This is a genomic window from Amycolatopsis sp. NPDC057786 (assembly GCF_042797905.1).
Classification (GTDB): domain Bacteria; phylum Actinomycetota; class Actinomycetes; order Mycobacteriales; family Pseudonocardiaceae; genus Amycolatopsis.
Window position 1 is genome coordinate 114574 of the sequence record NZ_JBHVKW010000007.1, and the last position, 19989, is coordinate 134562.

The following is a 19989-nucleotide window of genomic DNA, read 5'->3' on the forward strand; positions in this document are numbered from 1 at the left end:
GATCCACCCCGCATTTAGTCCTCTGGATGCGGTAGTTCGCGTTGCCAACTACCGCATCCAGAGGACTAAATGCGGGGGTAGTGGAGCTCTTGGGCGTCGCGTGTCCCTTCCGCGGCCAGGTTGCGCTTGAGCACCTTATGGGTGGCCGTGCGTGGTAGCGCGTCGAGCGTCCGCAAGAACCGTGGCCACTGCTTCGGCCCCAGATCACCTTGCGCGGCAACAAAAGCGGCGAGCTCGTCGGCGTCGATCGGTGATCGGCAGACCAGGGCGGCCATCACCTGGTCGCCCACCCGCGGATCCGGCACCCCGTACACGGCGGCCTCGCTGACGGCGGGATGCCGCAGGAGCGCGCGCTCGATCGGGGCGGTGCCGAGGTTCTCGCCGTCGACGCGCAGCCAGTCGCCGAGCCGTCCCGCGAAGTAGCAGTAGCCGTCCGCGTCGAGGTAGGCCAGATCGCCGGTGTGGTACATCCCGTCGCGCATCCGCTCGGCCTCGGCCGCCGGATCGCCGTAGTACCCGGCGAAGAAGCCCGGCCCGCCGGTGTTGACCAGTTCGCCGACCGCTTCGGCGGCGTTGAGCAGCTTCCCGCCTTCGTCGAACTCCGCCGGGGGACAGGGTTTCCCGGTCTCCGGGTCGAGGACGGCGACGCCGTCGAGCAGCCGTCCGAGCGAACCCGCCGGGGTGGTGGCGTCCCTCCCGAAGTTCACGCCGCCCTCGGTCGAACCGAAGGCGTCGACCACATGGCAGCCGAAGCGCTTGCCGAAAGCGACGAGGTCGGCTTCCGCACCTTCGTTGCCGTAGACCAGTTTCAGCGGGTTGTCGGCGTCGTCGTCCCGTTCGGGCGTGGTGAGCACATAGGACAGTGGCTTGCCGACGTAGTTGGCGTACGTCGCCCCGAACTTCCGGATGTCCGGCAGGAAACCGGAGGCCGAGAACCGCCGCCGCACCGCGATCGCCGCGCCCGCGGCGAGCCCGACCGACCAGCCCGCCATGATGGCGTTGGAGTGGAACATCGGCATCGACACGTACACGGTGTCCTCTGTGGACAGACCGAACCGGGTGGCCAGCATCTCGCCGGGGTAGGCGATCTTGCCGTGCGTGCACCGGACGGCCTTCGGGTCCCCGCTGGTGCCGGAGGTGAAGATCAGCATGAGCAGGTCTTCCGGCTTCGCGGCCACCGGCTCGGCAGTCGCCGGCACCGGCTCCAGCTCGCTCAGCGGCAGCACCGGCACGTTGGCCTCGGACAGCAGCGGAAGGTACTTCTCCTCGGCGAACACCAGTTCGCAGTCGGCCAGCGCGACGTCGCGGGCGAGTGCCGCGCCCCGGCGGGTGGGGTTCAGGCCGACCAGCACGTGTCCCGAAAGCGCCGCGCCGCCGAGCAGGAACGAGAACTCGGGAACGTTGTCCGCCAGCAGCCCGAAGTGCCCGCCGGGCCGCAGGGTTCCGGCGAGCGCGGCTCCGTATCCGGCGCACGCCCGGACGTGTTGGGCCCAGGTCCAGCGCCGGTCTTCGAACAGCAGGCCGGTCGAGCGGTCCTCCGCCCGCGCGAGCAGGAGTTCCGTGACCGTGGGGGTCATGCCGGATCCGCGGCCAGCAGGTCGCCGAGTCCCCGCAGCTGCGCGGTCGCGCCGCCCAGGGTGAACTCGAGCCGTTTCGCCGCGACGAAGTAGCGATGCAGCGTGTGGTCGACGTCGATGCCGACCCCGCCGTGGACGTGCACGGCGGTATGCGCGACGCGGTGCCCGGCCTCGGCCGTCCAGAACTTCGCCGTCGCGACCTCTTCGGCCGCCGGAAGCCCTTCGCTGAGCCGCCAGGCGGCCTGCCACAACGTCAGCCGGACGGCTTCGACGTCGACGTAGGCGTCGGCGAGCCGCTGCCGCACCGCCTGGAAGCTCCCGATGAGGTGGCCGAACTGCTTGCGCTCCCGCGCGTACGCCGCGGTCAGCTCCAGTGCCCGTTCGACCACGCCGAGCTGCTGTGCGCAGATGCCGGCCGTGCCCCGCAGCCGCAGCCATTCGCCGATGTCGCCCAAGGACGTGGCGGCCTTCGCGCCGGACAGTTCGACGAGTGCGGCGTCGGCGTGATCGACGGTCCGCTGCGGCGAGACCGTCGCGGCGTCCCGGTCGAGCAGGAACACCTGACGGCTGCCGTCGATGGCGGCTTCGACGAGGAACCCGTGCGCGAACGCGCCCGACGGCACGGCGGTCTGGGCGCCGGTCAGGCGCCAGCCGTCTCCGTCGGCTTCGGCGGTGAACCCGCACGGCACGCCGTAGTCCGGCAGCGCCACCGCGAGGACGTGGTCGCCGCGCAGGACCGGGACGACCCAGCGCTCCGCGAGCCGCCCGTCGCCGAATTCCGCGACCGCCGCCGCGCCCATCACGACCGAAGTCAGATACGGAACGGGCGCGACCGCGCGGCCGATCTCGGCCAGCACGGAACACTGCTCCAGCAACCCGAACCCGCCACCGCCGACCGACTGTGGCAGCGCGGCGTCGAGCACCCCGGCCTGTGCGAGAGAGGTCCAGAGTGGAGCGTCGAAGCCGCCGGAACCGTGCGGCCCCAGTACGTCGGGGGTGACCTTGTCCGTCAGGATCCGGCGCGTGAGCGCGGCGAGATCCTGCTGCGCTTCGGTGAGCGTGAAGTCCATCGAATATCTCCTAGCGCGTGACGGGCAGGCCGAGGGCGGTCGCGGCGATCATGTCCCGCTGGATCTCGTTGGTGCCGCCGCCGAAGGTGAGGATCAGCGAAGACCGGTGCAGTCGTTCGATCCGGCCGCGCAGCTGGGCGCCGGGGGAGCCCTCGCGGACGACGGCGCCCGCGCCGAGGATCTCCATCATCAGCCGGTATGCCTCGGTCGCGAACTCCGTGCCGAAGACCTTCGTCGCCGACGCCTCCGCCGGGCCGAGTTCGCTGCTCGTGGCCGCCCAGGCGATCCGCCAGTTCCGGAGCTTCAGGTACTCGGCGTGGGTGTGGATCCGCGCGAGGTGCAGCCGCACCCACGGCTGGTCGATGACGCGGGAGCCGTCGGGCAGCTTCGTGGTCTGCGCCCAGCTCCGCACCTCGCGCAGCGACGTCTGGATCGGGGCGGCCGACGTCAGCGCGACCCGTTCGTGGTTGAGCTGGTTCGTGATGAGCGGCCAGCCCTCGTTCTCCCCGGCGACCCTGGAGGTCACCGGGACGCGCACGTCGTCGTAGTAGGTCGCGCTCGTGCCCGGCCCGGCGACCGTGTGCACCTTCGTCCAGGAGAAACCGGGGGCCGAGGTCGGCACGATCAGCATGCTCAGGCCCTTGTGCTTGCGGGCGTCGGGGTCGGTGCGGGCGGCCAGCCAGACGTAGTCGGCGTACTCGATCAGGCTCGTCCACATCTTCTGGCCGTTGATGACGTAGTCGTCGCCGTCGCGGACCGCGCGGGTGCGCAGCGACGCCAGATCGGTGCCCGCGCCCGGCTCGGAGTAGCCGATCGCGAAGTGCAGCTCGCCGGCGGCGATCTTCGGCAGGTAGAACGCCTTCTGGTCTTCGGTGCCGTAGCGCATGATGGTCGGCCCGACCGTGTTCACCGTGAGGAACGGGACGGGTACCCCCGCCGCGGCCGCTTCGTCGGTGAAGATCAGCTGGTCGAGCATCGGCCGGTCCTGCCCGCCGTACTCGCGGGGCCAGCCGATCGCGAGCCAGCCCGCACTGCCGAGGTCCCGGACGATTTCCTTGTACACCAGGCCATCGCCGTACTCGCCGCCCTCGCCGGCCAGGGCTTCACGGCGTTCGGGGGTCATGAGCCCGGCGAAGTACTCCCTGAGTTCCGCCGCCAGCGCCCGCTGCTCCGGCGTGTAGTCGATCCGCATCCGTCACCTCTGCCGTCGGTGCTCGTTACTGGTGCCATGGCCGCTCGCGGCGGTAAGGTAGAACCTGTTCTAGTTGTACCAGGTATGGCGGCGAGGAGGGAATATGGAGATCGACGTCGATCGCTCGCTCTGCGAGGCGAACGCGATCTGTGTCGGCTTCGCGCCCGAGGTCTTCGATCTCGACGACGATGAGGAGCTGGTCCTCGCGTCGGCCGAGGTTCCACAGAATCAAGTAGAACGTGTTACTCAGGCTGTGGCGAGCTGCCCGAAAAACGCCCTGCTCATACGTGGTTAGCGCCGTCTATTTGGGGCTTGCATGCTGCGAGAACAGATTCTAGTGTGTCCGGAGAGGCAAGGAGGCCTTGAGTGAGCTTGGACGGCAAGACGGCCATCGTCACCGGAGCCGGCGCGGGACTCGGCCGGGCGGAGGCACTGGCGCTGGCCGCCGCGGGAGCGTCGGTGGTGGTCAACGACGTGTCGGCCGCGGCGCAAACGGTGGCCGATGAGATCGAGGCCGAGGGCGGCAAGGCCGTCGCGGTCACCGGCGACGTGTCGGAGTCCGCGACCGCGGACGCGTTGCTCACCGCCGCCGTCGACCACTTCGGCGGGCTGCACGTCCTGGTCAACAACGCGGGCGTGCTGCGCGACCGGATGCTGTTCTCGATGTCCGACGACGAATGGGACACCGTGCTCCGCGTCCACCTGCGCGGGCATTTCCTGCTTTCGCGCAACGCCGGGGCGTACTGGCGCGACAAGTCCAAAGTGGACGGCGCCCCGGTGTACGGCCGCGTGGTCAACACCGCGTCGGAGTCGTTCCTGCTCGGCGCGCCCGGCCAGCCGAACTACGGCGCGGCCAAGGCGGGCATCGCCGCGCTCACCGTCTCGACCGCGCGCGGCCTTTCCCGTTACGGCGTCCGCGCCAACGCGATCTGCCCGCGCGCCCGGACTGCGATGACCGAAGGGGTCTTCGGGGCCGACGCGCCGGAAGGCATTGACCCGCTTTCGGTCGACCACGTCGCGCCGTTCGTGTCCTTTCTCTGCTCACCGGAGGCCGATCGCGTCAACGGCCAGGTGTTCCTCGTCTACGGCGGGATGGTCGCGCTGATGCGGCCGCCGTCGGTGGAACAGCGGTTCGACACCGTCAACGGCACCTGGACCGCCGACGAACTCGCCACCAGCGTGGGCGGCTACTTCGCCGACCGCGACCCGGAGCGGATGTTCTCCGCGTCCGAGATCATGTCGCTGCCGTGAACCGGAGGATGATGACGATGGGCAGGCTCGACGGCAAGGTAGCGCTGATCACCGGCGGCGCCCGCGGGCAGGGCGAGGCGGCCGCGCGGCTGTTCGTCGCCGAGGGCGCGCGCGTGGTGATCGCCGACATCAACGACCTCGACGGCAAGAAGCTGGCCGCCGATCTCGGCGAGTCCGCCGTCTACCAGCATCTCGACGTCGGCGACGAGGCCGAATGGGACGCCGCGATCGAGCGCACCGTCTCGGAGTTCGGCCCGCCGACGGTACTGGTCAACAACGCGGGCATCCTGCACTTCTCGGAACTCGGCAAGACCACGCTCGCCGACTACGAACGCGTCATCCGGGTCAACCAGATCGGGGCGTTTCTCGGGATGCGTTCGGTCGTTGAACCGATGACCGGGGCCGGAGGCGGCTCCATCGTCAACGTGTCCTCAGTCGAAGGGCTCGCCGGGATGCCGTTCCTCGTCGCCTACACCGCGAGCAAGTTCGCGATCCGCGGGATGACCAAGGTCGCCGCGCTCGAACTCGGCGCGAAGAACATCCGGGTCAATTCGGTCCACCCCGGCGCGATCGACACCCCGATGGTCGCGGCCGCCGCCGGCGGGCAGAAAGTCGACATGTCGTGGGTGGGCAAGAAGGTCGCCTTGGGCCGCGTCGGGCAGCCGGAGGACATCGCGAAGCTCGTGCTGTTCCTGGCGAGTGACGAAAGTTCGTACAGCACGGGCGCGGAGTTCGTCGCGGACGGCGGGGCGACCGCGACGCACGCTCTCAAGTTCTGAGCCGGGGGTGCCGAGAGCAAAGTGAACACCGCTAACGCAATGGGGCGTTGACAGGTGGAGTAAGACTCGGGGCAGGCGACTGGGAGGTTCTGTGGGAGCGACGGTGTCCGTCCCCGGTACGGGTGCGCTCACACAGGTCGGCAGGCTCGCGACCCTGTCGTGGGAAGTCCTGCGCGCGATCTTCAAACGTCCGTTCCAGTTCCGCGAATGGATCCAGCAGTGCTGGTTCTTCGCCAGCGTCACCATCCTGCCGACGGCGCTGGTGGCGATCCCGTTCGGCGCCGTCATCGCCTTGCAGCTGGGCTCGCTGACCCAGCAGATCGGCGCGCAGTCGTTCACCGGCGCGGCCAGCGCGCTCGCGATCGTGCAGCAGGCGAGCCCGCTGATCACCGCGCTGCTCGTGGCGGGCGCGGGCGGCAGCGCGGTCTGCGCCGACATCGGCGCCCGCAAGATCCGCGAAGAGATCGACGCGATGGAAGTACTCGGGGTCAACCCGATCCAGCGCCTGATCGTGCCCCGCGTCCTCGCCGCGATCGTGGTTTCGGTGCTGCTGAACGGTTTGGTCAGCGTCGTCGGCGTGCTCGGCGGCTACTTCTTCAACGTCGTCATGCAGGGCGGCACCCCCGGCGCGTACCTCGCCAGCTTCAACGCCCTCGCCCAGGTACCGGATCTGTGGATCAGCGAGATCAAGGCGCTGCTCTACGGTTTCGTCGCCGGGGTGGTCGCGGCGTTCCGCGGGCTGAACCCGGCGGGCGGGCCGAAGGGTGTCGGCGACGCGGTGAACCAGGCCGTGGTCATCACGTTCCTGCTGCTGTTCCTGATCAACGTCGTGCTGACCGCGATCTACCTGCGGATCGTCCCGCCGAAGGCGATGTGACATGGCAGGCGAACCCGCTGTTTCGGACCGGACGCTCGAGATCATCGCGCGTCCCGGCGCGATGCTGGAAGGCTTCGGCGGCCAGCTGTCGTTCTACTTCCGCGCGCTGGCCTGGACCCCGCGCACGATCCGGCGCTACGGCCGCGAGATCTTCCGTCTGCTGACCGAGGTCAGCTTCGGCACCGGCGCGCTCGCGGTGATCGGCGGGACGCTCGGCGTGATGATCGGGATGACGCTGTTCACCGGTCTCATCGTCGGTATGCAGGGCTACTCGGCGCTGAACCAGCTCGGCACCGCCGCGCTCACCGGGTTCATCTCGGCCTACTTCAACACCCGCGAAGTCGCGCCGCTTTCGGCCGGGCTCGCGCTTTCGGCCACCGTCGGCTGCGGGTTCACCGCGCAACTGGGCGCGATGAAGATCTCCGAGGAGATCGACGCGCTCGAAGTGATGGGCGTGCCGAGCCTGCCGTACCTGGTGACGACGCGGGTGATCGCCGGCGTCACCGCGGTCATCCCGCTCTACGCCGTCGGCCTGCTTTCGTCGTACCTCGCCTCACGGCAGATCACCATCTGGCTCTACGGCCAGTCCGCGGGCACCTACGACCACTACTTCACGCTGTTCCTGCCGCCCGAGGACGTGCTCTGGTCGTTCGTCAAGGTGATCATCTTCAGCGTGCTCGTCATCCTGTCCCATTGCTACTACGGCTACACCGCCAGCGGTGGGCCCGCCGGGGTCGGCGTCGCGGTCGGGCGCGCGGTGCGGACGTCGATCGTGCTGATCTCGATCCTCGACTTCTTCCTCAGCCTCGCGATCTGGGGCGCCACGACGACGGTGAGGATTTCCGGGTGAACAGGAGGATTCTGCTGCGGCGGCTCCGGCACCAGGTGCTGGGGCTGATCTTCCTCGTGGTGGTCGTGCTGTTCTTCGTCACCACCATCGCCTTCTACCAGAAGGCCTTCACTTCGGTGACGCTGGTGAAACTGGAGACCGACCGCATCGGCAACCAGATGCGCGAGGGCGCGGACGTGAAGGTGCGGGGGATGGTCGTCGGCGAAGTGCGGACGATCCAGGCGCACGGTGATCGCGCGACGATGGAACTGGCGCTGCAACCGGACAAGACGCCGGTCATCCCGTCCAACGTGTCCGCGCGGCTGCTGCCGAAGACGTTGTTCGGCGAACGGTATGTCGCTTTGCAGATCCCGGAGAAGCCCGAACGGCATATCGCCGAGGGCGACGTCATCCCGCAGGATCGCAGCAGCAGCGCGATCGAGCTGGAAACAGTGCTCGGCAACGTGATGCCGCTGCTGCAGGCCGTCCAGCCGGAGAAGATGGCCAGCACGCTCAACGCCGTCGCGTCCGCTTTGGACGGTCAGGGCAAGCAGCTCGGCACGACGCTGGCGGGGCTTTCGGACTATCTCGGCAAGGTGAATCCGTCGCTGCCCGACCTCAAGGCCGACATCACCGGGCTGGCCGACGCCGCCGCCATCTACGACAAGGCCGCGCCGGATCTGCTGGCCGCGCTCTCGGATCTGACCACCACGAGCAAGACCCTGGTCGAGAGCCAGCGCGGGCTCGCCGACGTCTACTCGACGGTGACCGCGGCCTCGATCGACCTGACGAGTTTCCTGAAAGTGAACCAGGACAACCTGATCCGGCTCACCACCAACCTCCAGCCCACCTTGGACGTCCTCGCGAAGTACGCGCCGGAGTATCCGTGCCTGCTCAAGCAACTGGCCGAGTCGGTGCCGCGCGCGGAACTCGCGTTCGGCAAGGGGACCGCGCATCCCGAGGTCAGCCGGGTGACCATCGAGTTCACGCCGAGCCGGGGCAAGTACCTGCCCGGTGTCGACGAGCCGAAGTACAACGACAAACGCGGTCCGCGCTGCTACCCGCAGGTGCCGCCGCCGGGCCGCTGGCCGCAGTACCCGCCGGACGGCGCCATCGACGACGGATCCTCCAAACCCGCGCCGCCGCGCGATCCCGACGGCACCCTGCCTTCCGGTGGGAGCGCGGGCGGTTCGGTGGTCAACACGCCGGACGAACAACGGCTGATCGACCTCCTGGTGTCGCCGGCGATGGGCACGACGCCGGACCAGGTGCCGAACTGGGGGAGCCTGCTGGTGGGGCCGCTGTACCGCGGAGCGGAGGTGGAACTGCGATGAGGACTGTGCCGAACTCGCCGGGCGCCGGGCCACGTCGCGAAAGCCACTTTCAGGACGTCTGGTGTCCCGAAAGTGGCTTTCGCGACACGCGCGCGGTGGGTGCTGGTGACGGTTCGGGAGTCAGCAGGGTCCCCAATGTCGCACTGGAGACACTCAGCGTCTCCAATGCGACATTGGGGACATCAGACCGGGCCGGGCTGAAAGCGTCCTTCACCGCATGTGACGCGGTGAAGGGAGCTTTCACCGCGTCATATGCGGCGAAAGCGTCCTTCGCCGCCCGGGATGGGAGGGCGGCCCGATGAGGTCCTTCGTCCCGGATCTGGTCAAGATCCTCGTCTTCGCCGTGGTGACCGTGCTGCTCACCGCGGTCCTCGGCGCGACCATCGCGAACACCAACTTCGGCGACACCTCCGGCTACACGGCCAAGTTCACCGACGCGTCCGGGCTCAAGGAGGGCGACGACGTCCGCATCGTCGGCGTGAAGGTCGGCCAGGTCGGCAAGATCGAGATCGAGGAGGGCGAGAGGAACTTCGCCCAGGTCCATTTCGACGTCCAGAGCTCGCATCGGCTGCCCGCGTCGGTCACCGCGACGATCAAGTACCGCAACCTGGTCGGCCAGCGGTATCTCTCGCTCGGCACGGACATCGGCGACGAGAAGTCGTTGCCGCGCGGCGGGGTCATCCCGCCCGAGCGCACCAAACCGGCGCTGAACCTGACCGTGCTGTTCAACGGGTTCAAACCGCTCTTCCGCGCGCTGAACCCCGAGGACGTCAACAAACTCTCCTACGAGATCATCCAGGTCTTCCAGGGCGAGGGCGGCACGATCACCAGCCTGCTCGCGCACACCGCGTCGGTCACGTCGGCCATCGCGGGCAAGGACAAGATCATCGGTGACGTCATCGCGAACCTCAACACCGTGCTCGGCACGGTCGAGAAACGCTCTCCGGAGCTGGGCGAGCTGATCGACCAGACCCAGCGGCTGGTCACGGGGCTCGCCGAGCAGCGGAAACCGATCGGGGAGGCGGTCAAGGCGCTGGGCGACCTCACGGTCGCCACCACCGGACTGCTCGCCGACGCGCGGCCCGCGCTCAAGGAGGACGTCGCGCAGCTCGGCGCGCTGTCCCAGAATCTCGGCGATTCGGAACAGCTGCTCGACCATCTCCTGCAGGTGCTGCCGGGCAACCTGCAGAAGTTCACCAGGACGCTGAGCTACGGCAGCTGGTTCAACTACTACCTGTGCGGGATCTCCGGCAGCATCGGCATCAAATCGCTCGACATCGAACTGCCGATCACGCCGCTGCCCGGCACGCAGCGACCGGAGAGGTGCGGGCCGTGAAGCCGCTCAAGGAACGCAACCAGGCCGTGGTCGGCGGCGTGACGCTCATCCTGATCGTGCTGGTCACCGCGACGACGTACTTCTCCGACCGGATCCCGTTGTTCGGCAGCGGTACGACGTACTCCGCGTATTTCGGCGAGTCCGCAGGGCTGGCGCCGGACAACGAGGTGCAGGTCGCGGGGGTCAAGGTCGGCCAGGTCAGCTCGGTGGAGCTGGCGGGCAAGAAGGTGCTGGTGAAGTTCCGGGTCAAGGATGTCCGGATCGGCGACGCGACCGCCGCGTCGATCGAGATCAAGACACTGCTGGGCGAGAAGTTCCTCGCGCTCACGCCGAAGGGCAAGGGGAACCAGGACCCGAACACCACCATCGGACTTGACCGCACGCGGACTCCGTTCGAGCTGCAGGACGCGTTCCAGGAGCTGTCGGGCACGGTCGGCGAAATCGACACCGCCCAGCTGGCGACGAGCTTCACGGTCCTTTCCGACGCGCTCAAGGACAGTCCGCAGTACCTCAAGGACGCGCTGAGCGGCCTGTCCTCCTTGTCCAAGACGGTGTCCTCACGCGACGGTGACCTGAAGACGTTGCTGGCCAACACGAGCAAGGTGTCCAAGACGCTGTCCGACCGCAACGCCCAGCTGAAACGGATCCTCGACGACGGCAATCTCCTGCTCGCCGAACTGCAGAACCGGAAGGACGCGATCAGCACCTTGCTCAAGGGCACGCAACAGGTCTCGGCGCAGCTGTCCGGTCTCGTCGCCGACAACCGGCAACAGCTGAAGCCGACACTGGAGAAACTCGGCAAGGTCACCGACATCCTGCAGCGCAACCAGGACAACCTCAGCCGCAGCCTCGCGCTGATGGCGCCGTTCGCCCGCGTCGGCGCCAACGCCACCGGCAACGGGCGCTGGTTCGAGGGTTACCTGTGCGGGCTCCTGCCGCCGACGATCATCGCGGGCGCGTTCCAGGTGAACCCGGAGGGCTGCACCCCGCCGATCGCGGCGCCGAACCAGGGGGTGGGCGGACGATGAGCACTCGCACCCGCACGGTCTACGACTGGGTCGCGTTCGCCTGTGTCCTCGTGCTACTCCTGACCGCCGGGCTGTGGCTGGTGTTCAAGGAGCCAGGCGGGACGCGGATCAGTGCTTACTTCGGGAAGACCGTCGGGCTCTACGCGGGTTCGTCGGTCCGGGTGCTCGGGGTGAAGGTCGGGGAGATCACCGGGGTCACGCCGCAGGGCGAGGCGGTCCGGGTCGACATGCGGATCGACGGCGACACGCCGATCCCGGCCGACGCGGGAGCCGTCGTCGTCGCGCCGAGCCTGGTCAGCGACCGGTACGTCCAGCTGACCCCGGCGTACGAGAGCGGCCCCGAAATGGCCTCCGACACGGTGATCGCCAAGGAGAAGACCGCGACGCCCGCCGAACTCGACGACCTCTACACGAGTCTCGACAAGCTCTCGACCAGCCTGGGACCCAACGGCGCCAACAAGGATGGCGCGCTGTCCGACGTGCTCGACACCGCGGCCGCGAACCTCGACGGCAACGGCAAGAACCTCAATACCACGGTGACGCGGCTGTCCGAACTGGCCAAGACCCTGGACAGCTCCAAAGGTGACCTGTTCACCACGATCCAGAACCTGAACTCCTTCACCGGCGCGCTGGCCGAAAGCGACAAGCAGCTCAACGAGTTCTACCGCCGGGCCGCGGACGTCAGCGGTTTCCTGGCCACGGATTCCGCCGACGTGGGCGCCGCGCTGAACTCCCTGGCGACGGCGATGGGCGACGTGGAGAAGTTCGTCGCGGAGAACAAGGGCCTTCTCTCGTCCAATGTGGACAAGCTGGCCGGGTTGACCAAGGTGCTCGTGGACCAGCGGGCCTCGCTCGCCGAGGTGATCGACATCGCGCCGACCGGGGCGACCAACTTCATCAACTCCTACGACGCTGCGTCCGGCACGATCGCGGTGCGGGACAACCTGAACGAGCTGACGCATCCGCCGATCCTGACGGTGTGCCGCCTGATCAGCGCGAGTACGCCGAAGCCGATCCCGGACGCGCTGGGCAATATCTGCAAACAGCTCGCGCCGGTCCTCGACGGAACGCTGAAACTCCCGTCGGTCCCGCAGGTGCTGGCCTCGTTGCAGAGCGGCGAACTGCCACCGCTGCCGCTCCCGCTCGTCGACGTCATGACGAAGGGGCTGCCGAAATGAAGCGGCAACGGCAGAAGATCGCGGGAGTCATGGCAGGCGTCCTCGTGCTGGCCGGCTGCAGTGACGGTGGTTTTTCGGGGCTGTACAACACGCCCTTGCCGGGCGGTGCGGATCTCGGCGACCACCCGTACCGGCTCACCGCGCAGTTCTCCGACGTCCTCGACCTCGTGCCGCAGGCGAGTGTGAAGGTCAACGACGTCCCGGTCGGGCGGGTCGAGAAGATCGATCTCGCGCCGGACACGCGTTCGGCGTGGGTCAGCATGGTCGTCAACGGCGACATCGCGCTGCCCGCGAACGCGCGTGCCGAGCTGCGGCAGTCCAGTCTGCTCGGCGAGAAGTTCGTCGACCTGCACGCCCCCGAGAAACCCGAGGGAACACTCGCCGAGGGCGCGAAGATCCCGCTGGACCGCACGAACCGCAACCCCGAGGTCGAGGAGGTCCTCGGCGCGCTTTCCCTGCTGCTCAACGGCGGCGGTGTCGAGCAGATCCAGAAGATCAGCCGCGAACTCAACGAAGCGCTCACCGGCAACGAGGCCGAGGTCCGCTCCCTGCTGTCCCAAGTGGACAAGCTGGCCACCGAACTCGACGGGCACAAGGGCGAGATCCTGCGGGCCATCGACGGTCTCGACAAGCTGTCCAAGACCCTCGTCGGCCAGACGCAGAACCTCACGAACGCGCTCGACAACCTCTCGCCGGGGCTCAAGGTGGTGACCGAGCAACGGGATCAGCTGGTCGGCATGCTGCAGTCGCTGAACACGCTGTCCGTGGTCGCGACCGACACCATCAAGGCGAGCAAGGACACGCTGGTCGCGAATCTCCGCGCGTTGCAGCCGACGTTGCAGAAGCTGACCGAAGCGGGCCAGGACCTGCCGACGGCGCTGCGGATCCTGCTCACATACCCGTTCCCGGACTACGCAGGCAACGTGATCAAGGGCGACTACGCGAACGTGGAAGCGAAGATCGACCTGAACCTGGACACGTTCCTGGAGAACATGAACAACTCCTCGCAGCCGATCATCCAGCTGCCCGGCACCCAGGGCACCGGCACGCCCGGCGCGATCCCGTTCAACAACGGTGCCGCGCCGCCGGTGCTGCCGCTGCCCGGCGGCGATCTCCCTCAGGCTCCTCAAACGCCCCAAGGGGACGTGCTCGGTGGCGTGCTCGGCGGGATCCTCGGACCGCTGCTGGGAGGTGGCCGGTGATCACGCGCAAGACCAAGATCAAGATGGCGGTGTTCATCGTCATCGCGGTGGTTTCGGTCGTCTACGCGGGCGGCAAGTACGCCGGGCTGGACCGGCTCTTCGGCACCCGCGGCTACCTCGTCACCGCGCAGCTCGTGGACTCCGGCGGGATCTTCGTCAACGCCGAGGTCTCCTACCGCGGTGTCGCGGTCGGCAAGGTCGCGTCGATGACACTCACCGAACACGGTATCGACCTCGGTCTCGACATCGATTCGGGCGCGCCGAAGATCCCCGCGGACACCAAGGCCGCGGTCGCGAACCGGTCGGCGGTGGGGGAGCAGTACGTCGATCTGCTGCCCATGCACGAAAACGGCCCGTACCTGGCCGAAGGGTCGGTCATCAAACGGGACAAGACCTCGATCCCGCTCGCGCCGGACACTGTCCTGTCCAATTTGGACAAACTCGTGTCGAGTGTGAAACCGGAATCGCTGAAGACCGTCGTCGACGAGACCTACGAGGCCTTCGCGAACGCGGGCCCGGATCTGCGTCAGCTGCTGAACAGCACCGGTTCCCTCACCGCGACCGCGACCCAGTACCTGCCCGACACCCAGGGCCTGCTCGCCAACTCGCGGACGGTGCTGGACACCCAGCGTCGGCAGGCGGACAACATCACCCAGTTCTCCAGCGGGCTCAAGACGATCGCCGCGCAGCTGAAGACGTCCGACCCGGACCTGCGGCGCGTGATCGACGAGGCACCGAAGCTGAGCCGCCAGATCAGCGACGTGCTCGCGGTCTCCGGGATCGACCTCGGCGTGCTGTTCGCGAACACGCTCACGACCGCCCAGATCACTTCCGCCCGCACCGACGCGATCGAGGAACTGCTCGTCGCGTACCCGATCATCTCGGCGTTCTCGCGTTCGACGTCGCCGGACGGCACCGGTCACCTGGGCGTGGTGTTCAACTTCTTCGACCCGGTCTCGTGCACGAAGGGGTACGAGGGCACGAAACAACGTCCCGCCAACGACACCACCGAGGCGCCGGTGAACACCCAGGCGTATTGCGCCGAGCCGCCAGGAAGCCCCACCGGCGTACGAGGCTCGCAGAACGCCCCGTACGCGGGAAAGCCGCCCGCGGTTCCCGAGCGGCCGAAGCAGACCCCGCAGGCGGCGGAATCCGCTCAGCTGCCGGGTGTGCTGAGCCTGCTCACCGGATCCGCGCCGGGCGGACTGGGCGCGTTGCTGGGCGGCAAGTAGTGCTCACCCGCGCCCTCACCGTCTTCGCCGCGCTGGCGGTCCTCGCGGCAGCCTGGTTCGGCTGGTCGTGGTGGAGCGCCGCCCAGGACGACGGCCTGGCGAGGGGACGGGAACGCGAAGCCGTCCTGTCCGCCGCGTCCGGCCAGCTCGAAGTGCTCAACACGATCGACTACCGCAGCGGCGCCCAGGACGTCGACCGCTGGCTCGGCGTCACCACGGGACGGCTCGGCAAGGATCTCACCGGCGACCGGCAGATCCAGATCGACCGGGCGACCGCGAGCAAGACCGTCGCCACCGCGAAGCTCAAGCAGGCCGCGGTCACCGAACTCGACGCGACCGCCGGGACGGCGCGGCTGATGGCCGTGCTGGATGTGCGGGTCAGCACTGGTGGCGGCTCGGCCGCGCCCAAGGTGAGCAGGCTGACCGTGGACTACCAGCGCGTCGAGGGCGGCTGGAAGGTCAGCGCGGTCCAGGCGGCCGGATCATGACCGGACGTGTCCCGCGGATCCTGATCGCGATCATCGCGCTGGCGACCGGCTGCGCGGTGTGGTTCGGCATCGAGGCGTCTTCGCTGGGCTCGGACGGCAACGCGGCACTGGTGGACCAGGCCGCCACGGCCGAGGTCGCGGACCAGGTCGGAGCCGGGGTGAAGGCCGTCTTCTCCTACGACTACAGCAACCTCGCGCGCACCGAGCGGGCCGCGGCCGACGTGCTGACCGGCGAGGCGACCGGGCAGTACCGGGACCAGTTCGCCTCGGCGCGGAAACGGGCCGAGGAACAGAAGCTCGTGCGGACGACGACGGTCCGGTCGCTGGGTGTCCGGTCCCTGCGCGGCGACCAGGCGGAGGTGCTGCTGTTCCTCGACCAGCAGACGATGACCGCCGGTGGCGGCGCGCCGCAGTCGACGGTCTCGCAGCTTTCGGTCACCGCGCACCGCGTCGACGGCCGATGGAAGATCTCGCAGCTGACTCCGCTGTGATCAGGAGAGGCGTTTCATGTTCGCGCCGGTGATCGCGCCGCCGGAAACGGTGTAGGAACCGGAAAAAGTACGCAGCGAACCGTCGGTCTGGCGAGCCGAAAGATGGACGTGCACGGTGTTCCCGATCACTCCCGTCACGGTGAGGTCGGCCCAGGAAGTCGACGCGTATCCACTGACCCAGGAGGCATAAGCGCCGCCTTTCGCCAGCCGTTGCCCGCCGAGATTCCAGGCGGTGAGGAAATCACGACGGTTGATCGCGTCGTAGAAGGCGATCACCGTTTGCACCACGGGAACCGAGGGCGTGACATAGACCGTCCGCGGCGGAGCGGCGACCGCGGGTGGCTGGATCACGATCGTGTTCGGCGGAGCGGCCACCATGACGGCGGGCAGTGCCGTTCCCTGATTCGGTACCGCGCACGCGGCCAGCGCGCCCGCCGCCATCAGCGTCACCGCCGCCCATTTCCTCGCTCCCATTTCTCTCCCCTTTTCCTCGTACTGCCGAGAATGCGGGAAAAGGTGACGGGGCAATAGGGGATTTGGCCTCGTTAGGATCGCTGAAAAACACGCCGGAACCGTTATCGGATCTTGTGCGCGCCGGCCCTAGGGCCACCCTCGTCTCACGTCGGACCGTCCCCGGGTTTAGCGTTAGGCATGACCACTGCACCTGTCGATGTCGAGAGCGCCCGCCGCGACTACGCGGCCCTCGTCGACCGTGGCCTCTCCCTGGACATCACCCGCGGCAAGCCGTCCCCTCGTCAGCTGGACCTCGCCGACGGGCTGCTTGCCCTCCCCGGAGACGTGCGCAAGGCCGAAGACGGCACGGACGTCCGCAACTACGGCGGGCTCAAGGGCCTGCCCGAGCTCCGCCGCATCTTCGCCGGGCCGCTGCAGGTCCCGGCCGAGCAGCTGCTGGCCGCGGGCAACTCAAGCCTGGAGCTGATGCACGACTCGATCGTGCAGGCCTTCCTCAGCAAGCTCCCCGGCGCCGAGCGCCGCTGGGCCGACGAGCCGAGCGTCAAATTCCTGTGCCCCGTGCCGGGTTACGACCGCCACTTCGCGCTGGCCGAGCGCTTCGGGATCGAGCTGATCCAGGTGCCGCTCACCGAGACCGGCCCGGACATGGAGGTCGTCGAGCGCCTCGTCGCCGAGGACGCCGCGGTCAAGGGCATCTGGTGCGTGCCGAAGTACAGCAACCCGACCGGCGTCACCTACAGCGACGACACCGTGCGCCGTCTGGCGACGATGACCACGGCCGCCCCGGACTTCCGGATCTTCTGGGACAACGCCTACGCCGTGCACCACCTCACCGACGAAGAGGCGCACCTGGCGGACCTGCTCGCGTTGGCCACCGAGGCGGGCAACGCCGACCGCGTGTTCGTCTTCGGTTCCACCTCGAAGGTCACTTACGCGGGTGGCGGCGTCGGCTTCTTCGGTGCCTCCGAGGCGAACCTGGCCTGGTGGACCGGCCTCATCGGCAAGCGGACCATCGGCCCGGACAAGGTCAACCAGCTCCGCCACGCGCTGTTCCTGCGTGACGAGGACGGCGTCCGCGAGCACATGCGCAAGCACGCCGAGCTGATCGGGCCGAAGTTCGCGGCCGTCGACGAGATCCTGACCAAGGAACTCGGCGAATCGGGCCTCGCGTCCTGGACCAAGCCGATCGGCGGGTACTTCATCTCGCTGACCGTGCCGTCGGGGACCGCCAAGGAGGTCGTGCGGCTGGCCAAGGAGGCGGGGATCGCCCTGACCCCGGCCGGCGCGACCCACCCGTACGGTGACGACCCCGACGACGCCGTCATCCGCATCGCGCCGACGTACCCTGAGCTGGCCGAAGTCGAAGAGGCCATCCGCGGTCTCGCCGTCTGCGTCCGCCTTGCCGCGGCGACGAAGAAATAATTCCGAGATCTTCTCCAATCCGGATCACGAGTGGTTCCGAACGTCCGAGTGGGTGGGTGTGCACCGCAAAGACGAGAGGAACCACTCGTGTTCGGAAAGCCCTTCGTTCGTACCCTGATCTCGCGCAGCGCCGAGAACCGCACGGATCGCCGCCGGTTCCTGAAGGCCGCCGGCGCGGCGGGGCTCGGTGTGGTCGGCGCGACCTATCTCGGGGTGCAGGCCACTTCGTCCGCTTCGGCGACGGGTGAGGCCGCTGCCGCCGCGGAGGCCCCCAGTGACGCGGCCGTGCTCAACTTCGCGCTCAACCTGGAGTACCTCGAAGCCGAGTTCTACTCCTTCGCCGTCCACGGCCGCGGGCTGCCGGACGATCTCACCGGCGGCGTCGGCGCCCAGGGTGGCGTCGTCGGCGGCAAGAAAGTGATGTTCCACGACAAGACGCTGCACCAGTTCGCGAAGGAGATCGCCGGGGACGAGGTCGCGCACGTCGAGTTCCTGCGCGGCGCGCTGGGCGAGGCCGCGGTGTCGCGGCCCGAGATCGACCTCAAGGACAGCTTCACCGCCGCGGCTCGCGCGGCCGGGCTGATCGGCGAGTACCAGCAGTTCGACCCGTTCGCCAACGAGAAGAACTTCCTGCTGGCGGCGTTCCTGTTCGAGGACGTCGGCGTGACGGCCTACAAGGGCGCGGCGCCGCTGATCACCAACAAGACGTTCCTGGACGCGGCCGCGGGCATCCTGGCCGCCGAGGCCTATCACGCCGCCACCATCCGGACCTCGCTGTTCGACCGCGGCCTCGGTGACGCGGCGGCCAAGATCTCCAACGCCCGCGACGCCCTCGACGGTCCCGGCGACGACGACCAGGGCATCCTGCTCGGCAACCAGGCCAACATCGTGCCGACCGACGACAACGGCATCTGCTTCGGCCGCGGCGCCGACCGGGTGCTGAACGTCGTCTACCTGAACCCCGGCCCGGTGAAGGAGGGCGGGTTCTTCCCCAAGGGGGTCAACGGCGACATCGTCGCCAGCGGCGGTGCGTGAATCCCTCTGCCGGGTCGCCGTTTCCCGGTACCGTCGGGTGACGGCGACACGACAGGGGGCAGCGGTGAAGGCTGTGATCATCGGCGGCGGCATCTCGGGCACGGTGACCGCGATGGCGTTGCGGCTGGCCGGGATCGAAGCGAGCGTCCACGAGGCGTACCCGTCCGGCGGCGAGGACGCGGGCGCGTTCCTGACGATCATGCACAACGGCATGGACGCCCTGCGCGCGATCGGCGCCGAGGGGCCGGTGATCGACAAGTCCTTCGAGGCGGTGGGCCTGGAACTCGTGACGCCGGACGGGCGGACCGTCGAACGGCGGTCGTTCGACATCGACGGGCTCGCCGGGCCGCGCACGATGACGCGAGCGTCGCTTTACCGTGCGCTGCAAGAGGAAACGATCTCGCGCGGGATCTCCTTCGAACGCGGGAAACGGCTGGTTTCCGCCACACCGGGAGTCGCTCGCTTCGAGGACGGGTCCGTGGCCGAAGGCGACATCCTGATCGGTGCCGACGGGCTTCGCTCGGTCGTCCGGACCATCATCGACCCGGACTGCCCGCCGCCGCGCTCGACGGGCCTCGACGTCGTCTACGGCTACACGACCGACACGAGCATCCCGCAGGCACCGTCCCTCTATCGGATGATTCAGAGCTTGCACGCCTTCTTCGGCTACACGAGTACGCCCGATGGCGCGACGTACTGGTTCGCGCGGCTTCCCACGGCCGAAGGCGTGCGCTCCGGCCTGTCGCCCGCCGAATGGCGCTCGGCCGCTTTCGCCGCTTTCGACGGGGAACCGTTGCCAGCCGCGGAAATCATCCAGTCCACCGGAGACGAGGTCTTCGGTGGGCATTCCTACGACGTCCCGTCGACGCCGGTGTGGTTCAACGAGTCGATGGTGCTCGTGGGCGACGCGGCGCACGCGGCCTCGCCCGCCGCGGGGCAGGGCGCGTCGATGGCGTTGGAGGACAGTGTCGTACTGGCGCAGTGCTTGCGGGATCTTCCCGACGCGCCAACGGCTTTCGCGGCCTACGAACGGCTGAGGCGGGCGCGGGTGGAGGAGCTGGTGGCCGGCAGTGCGGCGGTATCGTCGGGGACGACGTCCGACCGGGACCGGAACTGGCTGTACCGGCACCACATCGAGTGGGACGCGAAGATCGGCTGAAAGACGCTTCGCCGCCCGGGCAGGCGAGTGTCCTG

At 68.4% G+C, this 19989-nt stretch carries 20 protein-coding genes; 16 read left to right on the forward strand and 4 right to left on the reverse strand.

Annotated features, from left to right (window positions below; translation table 11 throughout):
- Positions 1-65: 65 nt before the first annotated feature.
- Genes ACFVM3_RS07540 through ACFVM3_RS07550 form a run of 3 tightly spaced genes read right to left on the reverse strand, consistent with a single transcriptional unit; the run spans position 66 to position 3839 of the window.
- Positions 66-1577: a long-chain-fatty-acid--CoA ligase gene (locus tag ACFVM3_RS07540; protein ID WP_378436542.1), complete on the reverse strand. Its 1512-nt coding sequence runs from the start codon at positions 1575-1577 to the stop codon at positions 66-68.
- On the reverse strand, positions 1574-2647 hold the full coding sequence (locus tag ACFVM3_RS07545) for an acyl-CoA dehydrogenase family protein (RefSeq protein WP_378436544.1): 1074 nt from the start codon (positions 2645-2647) through the stop codon (positions 1574-1576). The genes ACFVM3_RS07540 and ACFVM3_RS07545 overlap by 4 nt, the downstream gene beginning before the upstream one ends.
- A 10-nt stretch (positions 2648-2657) precedes the next feature.
- A complete protein-coding gene (locus tag ACFVM3_RS07550; RefSeq protein ID WP_378436546.1) occupies positions 2658-3839 on the reverse strand; it encodes an acyl-CoA dehydrogenase family protein in 1182 nt (393 codons plus the stop codon).
- 103 nt (positions 3840-3942) lie between these two features.
- On the opposite strand from ACFVM3_RS07550, the gene ACFVM3_RS07555 reads away from it, so the two are divergent.
- The 13 genes from ACFVM3_RS07555 (at position 3943) to ACFVM3_RS07615 (ending at position 15864) form a co-directional block, all read left to right on the forward strand.
- On the forward strand, positions 3943-4134 hold the full coding sequence (locus ACFVM3_RS07555) for a ferredoxin (protein WP_007033756.1): 192 nt from the start codon (positions 3943-3945) through the stop codon (positions 4132-4134).
- Positions 4135-4205: 71 nt separating this feature from the next.
- Positions 4206-5090, forward strand: coding sequence for a 3-oxoacyl-ACP reductase (locus tag ACFVM3_RS07560; protein WP_378436548.1), 885 nt, complete (start codon positions 4206-4208; stop codon positions 5088-5090).
- Positions 5091-5107: 17 nt separating this feature from the next.
- Positions 5108-5869 (forward strand): glucose 1-dehydrogenase, encoded by a 762-nt coding sequence (locus tag ACFVM3_RS07565; RefSeq protein WP_034322618.1) that lies wholly within the window; start codon positions 5108-5110, stop codon positions 5867-5869.
- 91 nt (positions 5870-5960) lie between these two features.
- Positions 5961-6746, forward strand: a complete 786-nt coding sequence (locus ACFVM3_RS07570) for an ABC transporter permease (RefSeq protein WP_125675589.1) — start codon at positions 5961-5963, stop codon at positions 6744-6746.
- A 1-nt stretch (position 6747) separates the two neighbouring features.
- Entirely contained in the window at positions 6748-7596 is an 849-nt protein-coding gene (locus tag ACFVM3_RS07575; RefSeq protein WP_378436550.1) for an MlaE family ABC transporter permease, read from the forward strand.
- Entirely contained in the window at positions 7593-8909 is a 1317-nt protein-coding gene (locus tag ACFVM3_RS07580) for an MCE family protein (protein WP_378436551.1), read from the forward strand. The genes ACFVM3_RS07575 and ACFVM3_RS07580 overlap by 4 nt, the downstream gene beginning before the upstream one ends.
- A gap of 298 nt (positions 8910-9207) precedes the next feature.
- Complete coding sequence (locus ACFVM3_RS07585; protein ID WP_378436553.1) at positions 9208-10245, forward strand: MCE family protein; 1038 nt, start codon at positions 9208-9210, stop codon at positions 10243-10245.
- The gene (locus tag ACFVM3_RS07590; protein WP_378436555.1) at positions 10242-11273 is read left to right on the forward strand and encodes an MCE family protein; all 1032 of its coding nucleotides are present in this window, start codon (positions 10242-10244) and stop codon (positions 11271-11273) included. Before ACFVM3_RS07585 ends, ACFVM3_RS07590 begins: the two co-directional genes overlap by 4 nt.
- A complete protein-coding gene (locus ACFVM3_RS07595; RefSeq protein WP_378436556.1) occupies positions 11270-12451 on the forward strand; it encodes an MCE family protein in 1182 nt (393 codons plus the stop codon). Before ACFVM3_RS07590 ends, ACFVM3_RS07595 begins: the two co-directional genes overlap by 4 nt.
- A complete protein-coding gene (locus ACFVM3_RS07600; protein WP_378436558.1) occupies positions 12448-13653 on the forward strand; it encodes an MCE family protein in 1206 nt (401 codons plus the stop codon). The genes ACFVM3_RS07595 and ACFVM3_RS07600 overlap by 4 nt, the downstream gene beginning before the upstream one ends.
- Positions 13650-14885 (forward strand): MCE family protein, encoded by a 1236-nt coding sequence (locus tag ACFVM3_RS07605; protein ID WP_378436560.1) that lies wholly within the window; start codon positions 13650-13652, stop codon positions 14883-14885. Before ACFVM3_RS07600 ends, ACFVM3_RS07605 begins: the two co-directional genes overlap by 4 nt.
- The gene (locus ACFVM3_RS07610; protein WP_378436562.1) at positions 14885-15373 is read left to right on the forward strand and encodes a hypothetical protein; all 489 of its coding nucleotides are present in this window, start codon (positions 14885-14887) and stop codon (positions 15371-15373) included. Before ACFVM3_RS07605 ends, ACFVM3_RS07610 begins: the two co-directional genes overlap by 1 nt.
- Entirely contained in the window at positions 15370-15864 is a 495-nt protein-coding gene (locus ACFVM3_RS07615; protein ID WP_378436564.1) for a hypothetical protein, read from the forward strand. Before ACFVM3_RS07610 ends, ACFVM3_RS07615 begins: the two co-directional genes overlap by 4 nt.
- Here ACFVM3_RS07615 and ACFVM3_RS07620 read toward each other — a convergent pair whose 3' ends face one another.
- Positions 15865-16338, reverse strand: a complete 474-nt coding sequence (locus ACFVM3_RS07620; RefSeq protein ID WP_378436565.1) for a hypothetical protein — start codon at positions 16336-16338, stop codon at positions 15865-15867. It abuts the gene before it with no gap.
- A 177-nt stretch (positions 16339-16515) separates the two neighbouring features.
- Between ACFVM3_RS07620 and ACFVM3_RS07625 the strand changes: the two genes are divergently transcribed.
- From ACFVM3_RS07625 to ACFVM3_RS07635, 3 genes are all read left to right on the forward strand, one after another.
- Positions 16516-17760 (forward strand): aminotransferase class I/II-fold pyridoxal phosphate-dependent enzyme, encoded by a 1245-nt coding sequence (locus tag ACFVM3_RS07625; protein ID WP_378436567.1) that lies wholly within the window; start codon positions 16516-16518, stop codon positions 17758-17760.
- Positions 17761-17847: 87 nt separating this feature from the next.
- On the forward strand, positions 17848-18795 hold the full coding sequence (locus ACFVM3_RS07630; RefSeq protein ID WP_378436569.1) for a ferritin-like domain-containing protein: 948 nt from the start codon (positions 17848-17850) through the stop codon (positions 18793-18795).
- 64 nt (positions 18796-18859) lie between these two features.
- Entirely contained in the window at positions 18860-19954 is a 1095-nt protein-coding gene (locus ACFVM3_RS07635; protein ID WP_378436571.1) for an FAD-dependent oxidoreductase, read from the forward strand.
- Positions 19955-19989 lie beyond the last annotated feature (35 nt).

Bases quoted from the DNA above. Each gene is read 5' to 3' on its own strand.
- ACFVM3_RS07540 (WP_378436542.1), bottom strand. From the start codon at position 1,577: ATGACCCCCACGGTCACGGAACTCCTGCTCGCGCGGGCGGAGGACCGC.
- ACFVM3_RS07545 (WP_378436544.1), bottom strand. From the start codon at position 2,647: ATGGACTTCACGCTCACCGAAGCGCAGCAGGATCTCGCCGCGCTCACG.
- ACFVM3_RS07550 (WP_378436546.1), bottom strand. From the start codon at position 3,839: ATGCGGATCGACTACACGCCGGAGCAGCGGGCGCTGGCGGCGGAACTC.
- ACFVM3_RS07555 (WP_007033756.1), top strand. From the start codon at position 3,943: ATGGAGATCGACGTCGATCGCTCGCTCTGCGAGGCGAACGCGATCTGT.
- ACFVM3_RS07565 (WP_034322618.1), top strand. From the start codon at position 5,108: ATGGGCAGGCTCGACGGCAAGGTAGCGCTGATCACCGGCGGCGCCCGC.
- ACFVM3_RS07575 (WP_378436550.1), top strand. From the start codon at position 6,748: ATGGCAGGCGAACCCGCTGTTTCGGACCGGACGCTCGAGATCATCGCG.
- ACFVM3_RS07585 (WP_378436553.1), top strand. From the start codon at position 9,208: ATGAGGTCCTTCGTCCCGGATCTGGTCAAGATCCTCGTCTTCGCCGTG.
- ACFVM3_RS07595 (WP_378436556.1), top strand. From the start codon at position 11,270: ATGAGCACTCGCACCCGCACGGTCTACGACTGGGTCGCGTTCGCCTGT.
- ACFVM3_RS07600 (WP_378436558.1), top strand. From the start codon at position 12,448: ATGAAGCGGCAACGGCAGAAGATCGCGGGAGTCATGGCAGGCGTCCTC.
- ACFVM3_RS07615 (WP_378436564.1), top strand. From the start codon at position 15,370: ATGACCGGACGTGTCCCGCGGATCCTGATCGCGATCATCGCGCTGGCG.
- ACFVM3_RS07620 (WP_378436565.1), bottom strand. From the start codon at position 16,338: ATGGGAGCGAGGAAATGGGCGGCGGTGACGCTGATGGCGGCGGGCGCG.
- ACFVM3_RS07625 (WP_378436567.1), top strand. From the start codon at position 16,516: ATGACCACTGCACCTGTCGATGTCGAGAGCGCCCGCCGCGACTACGCG.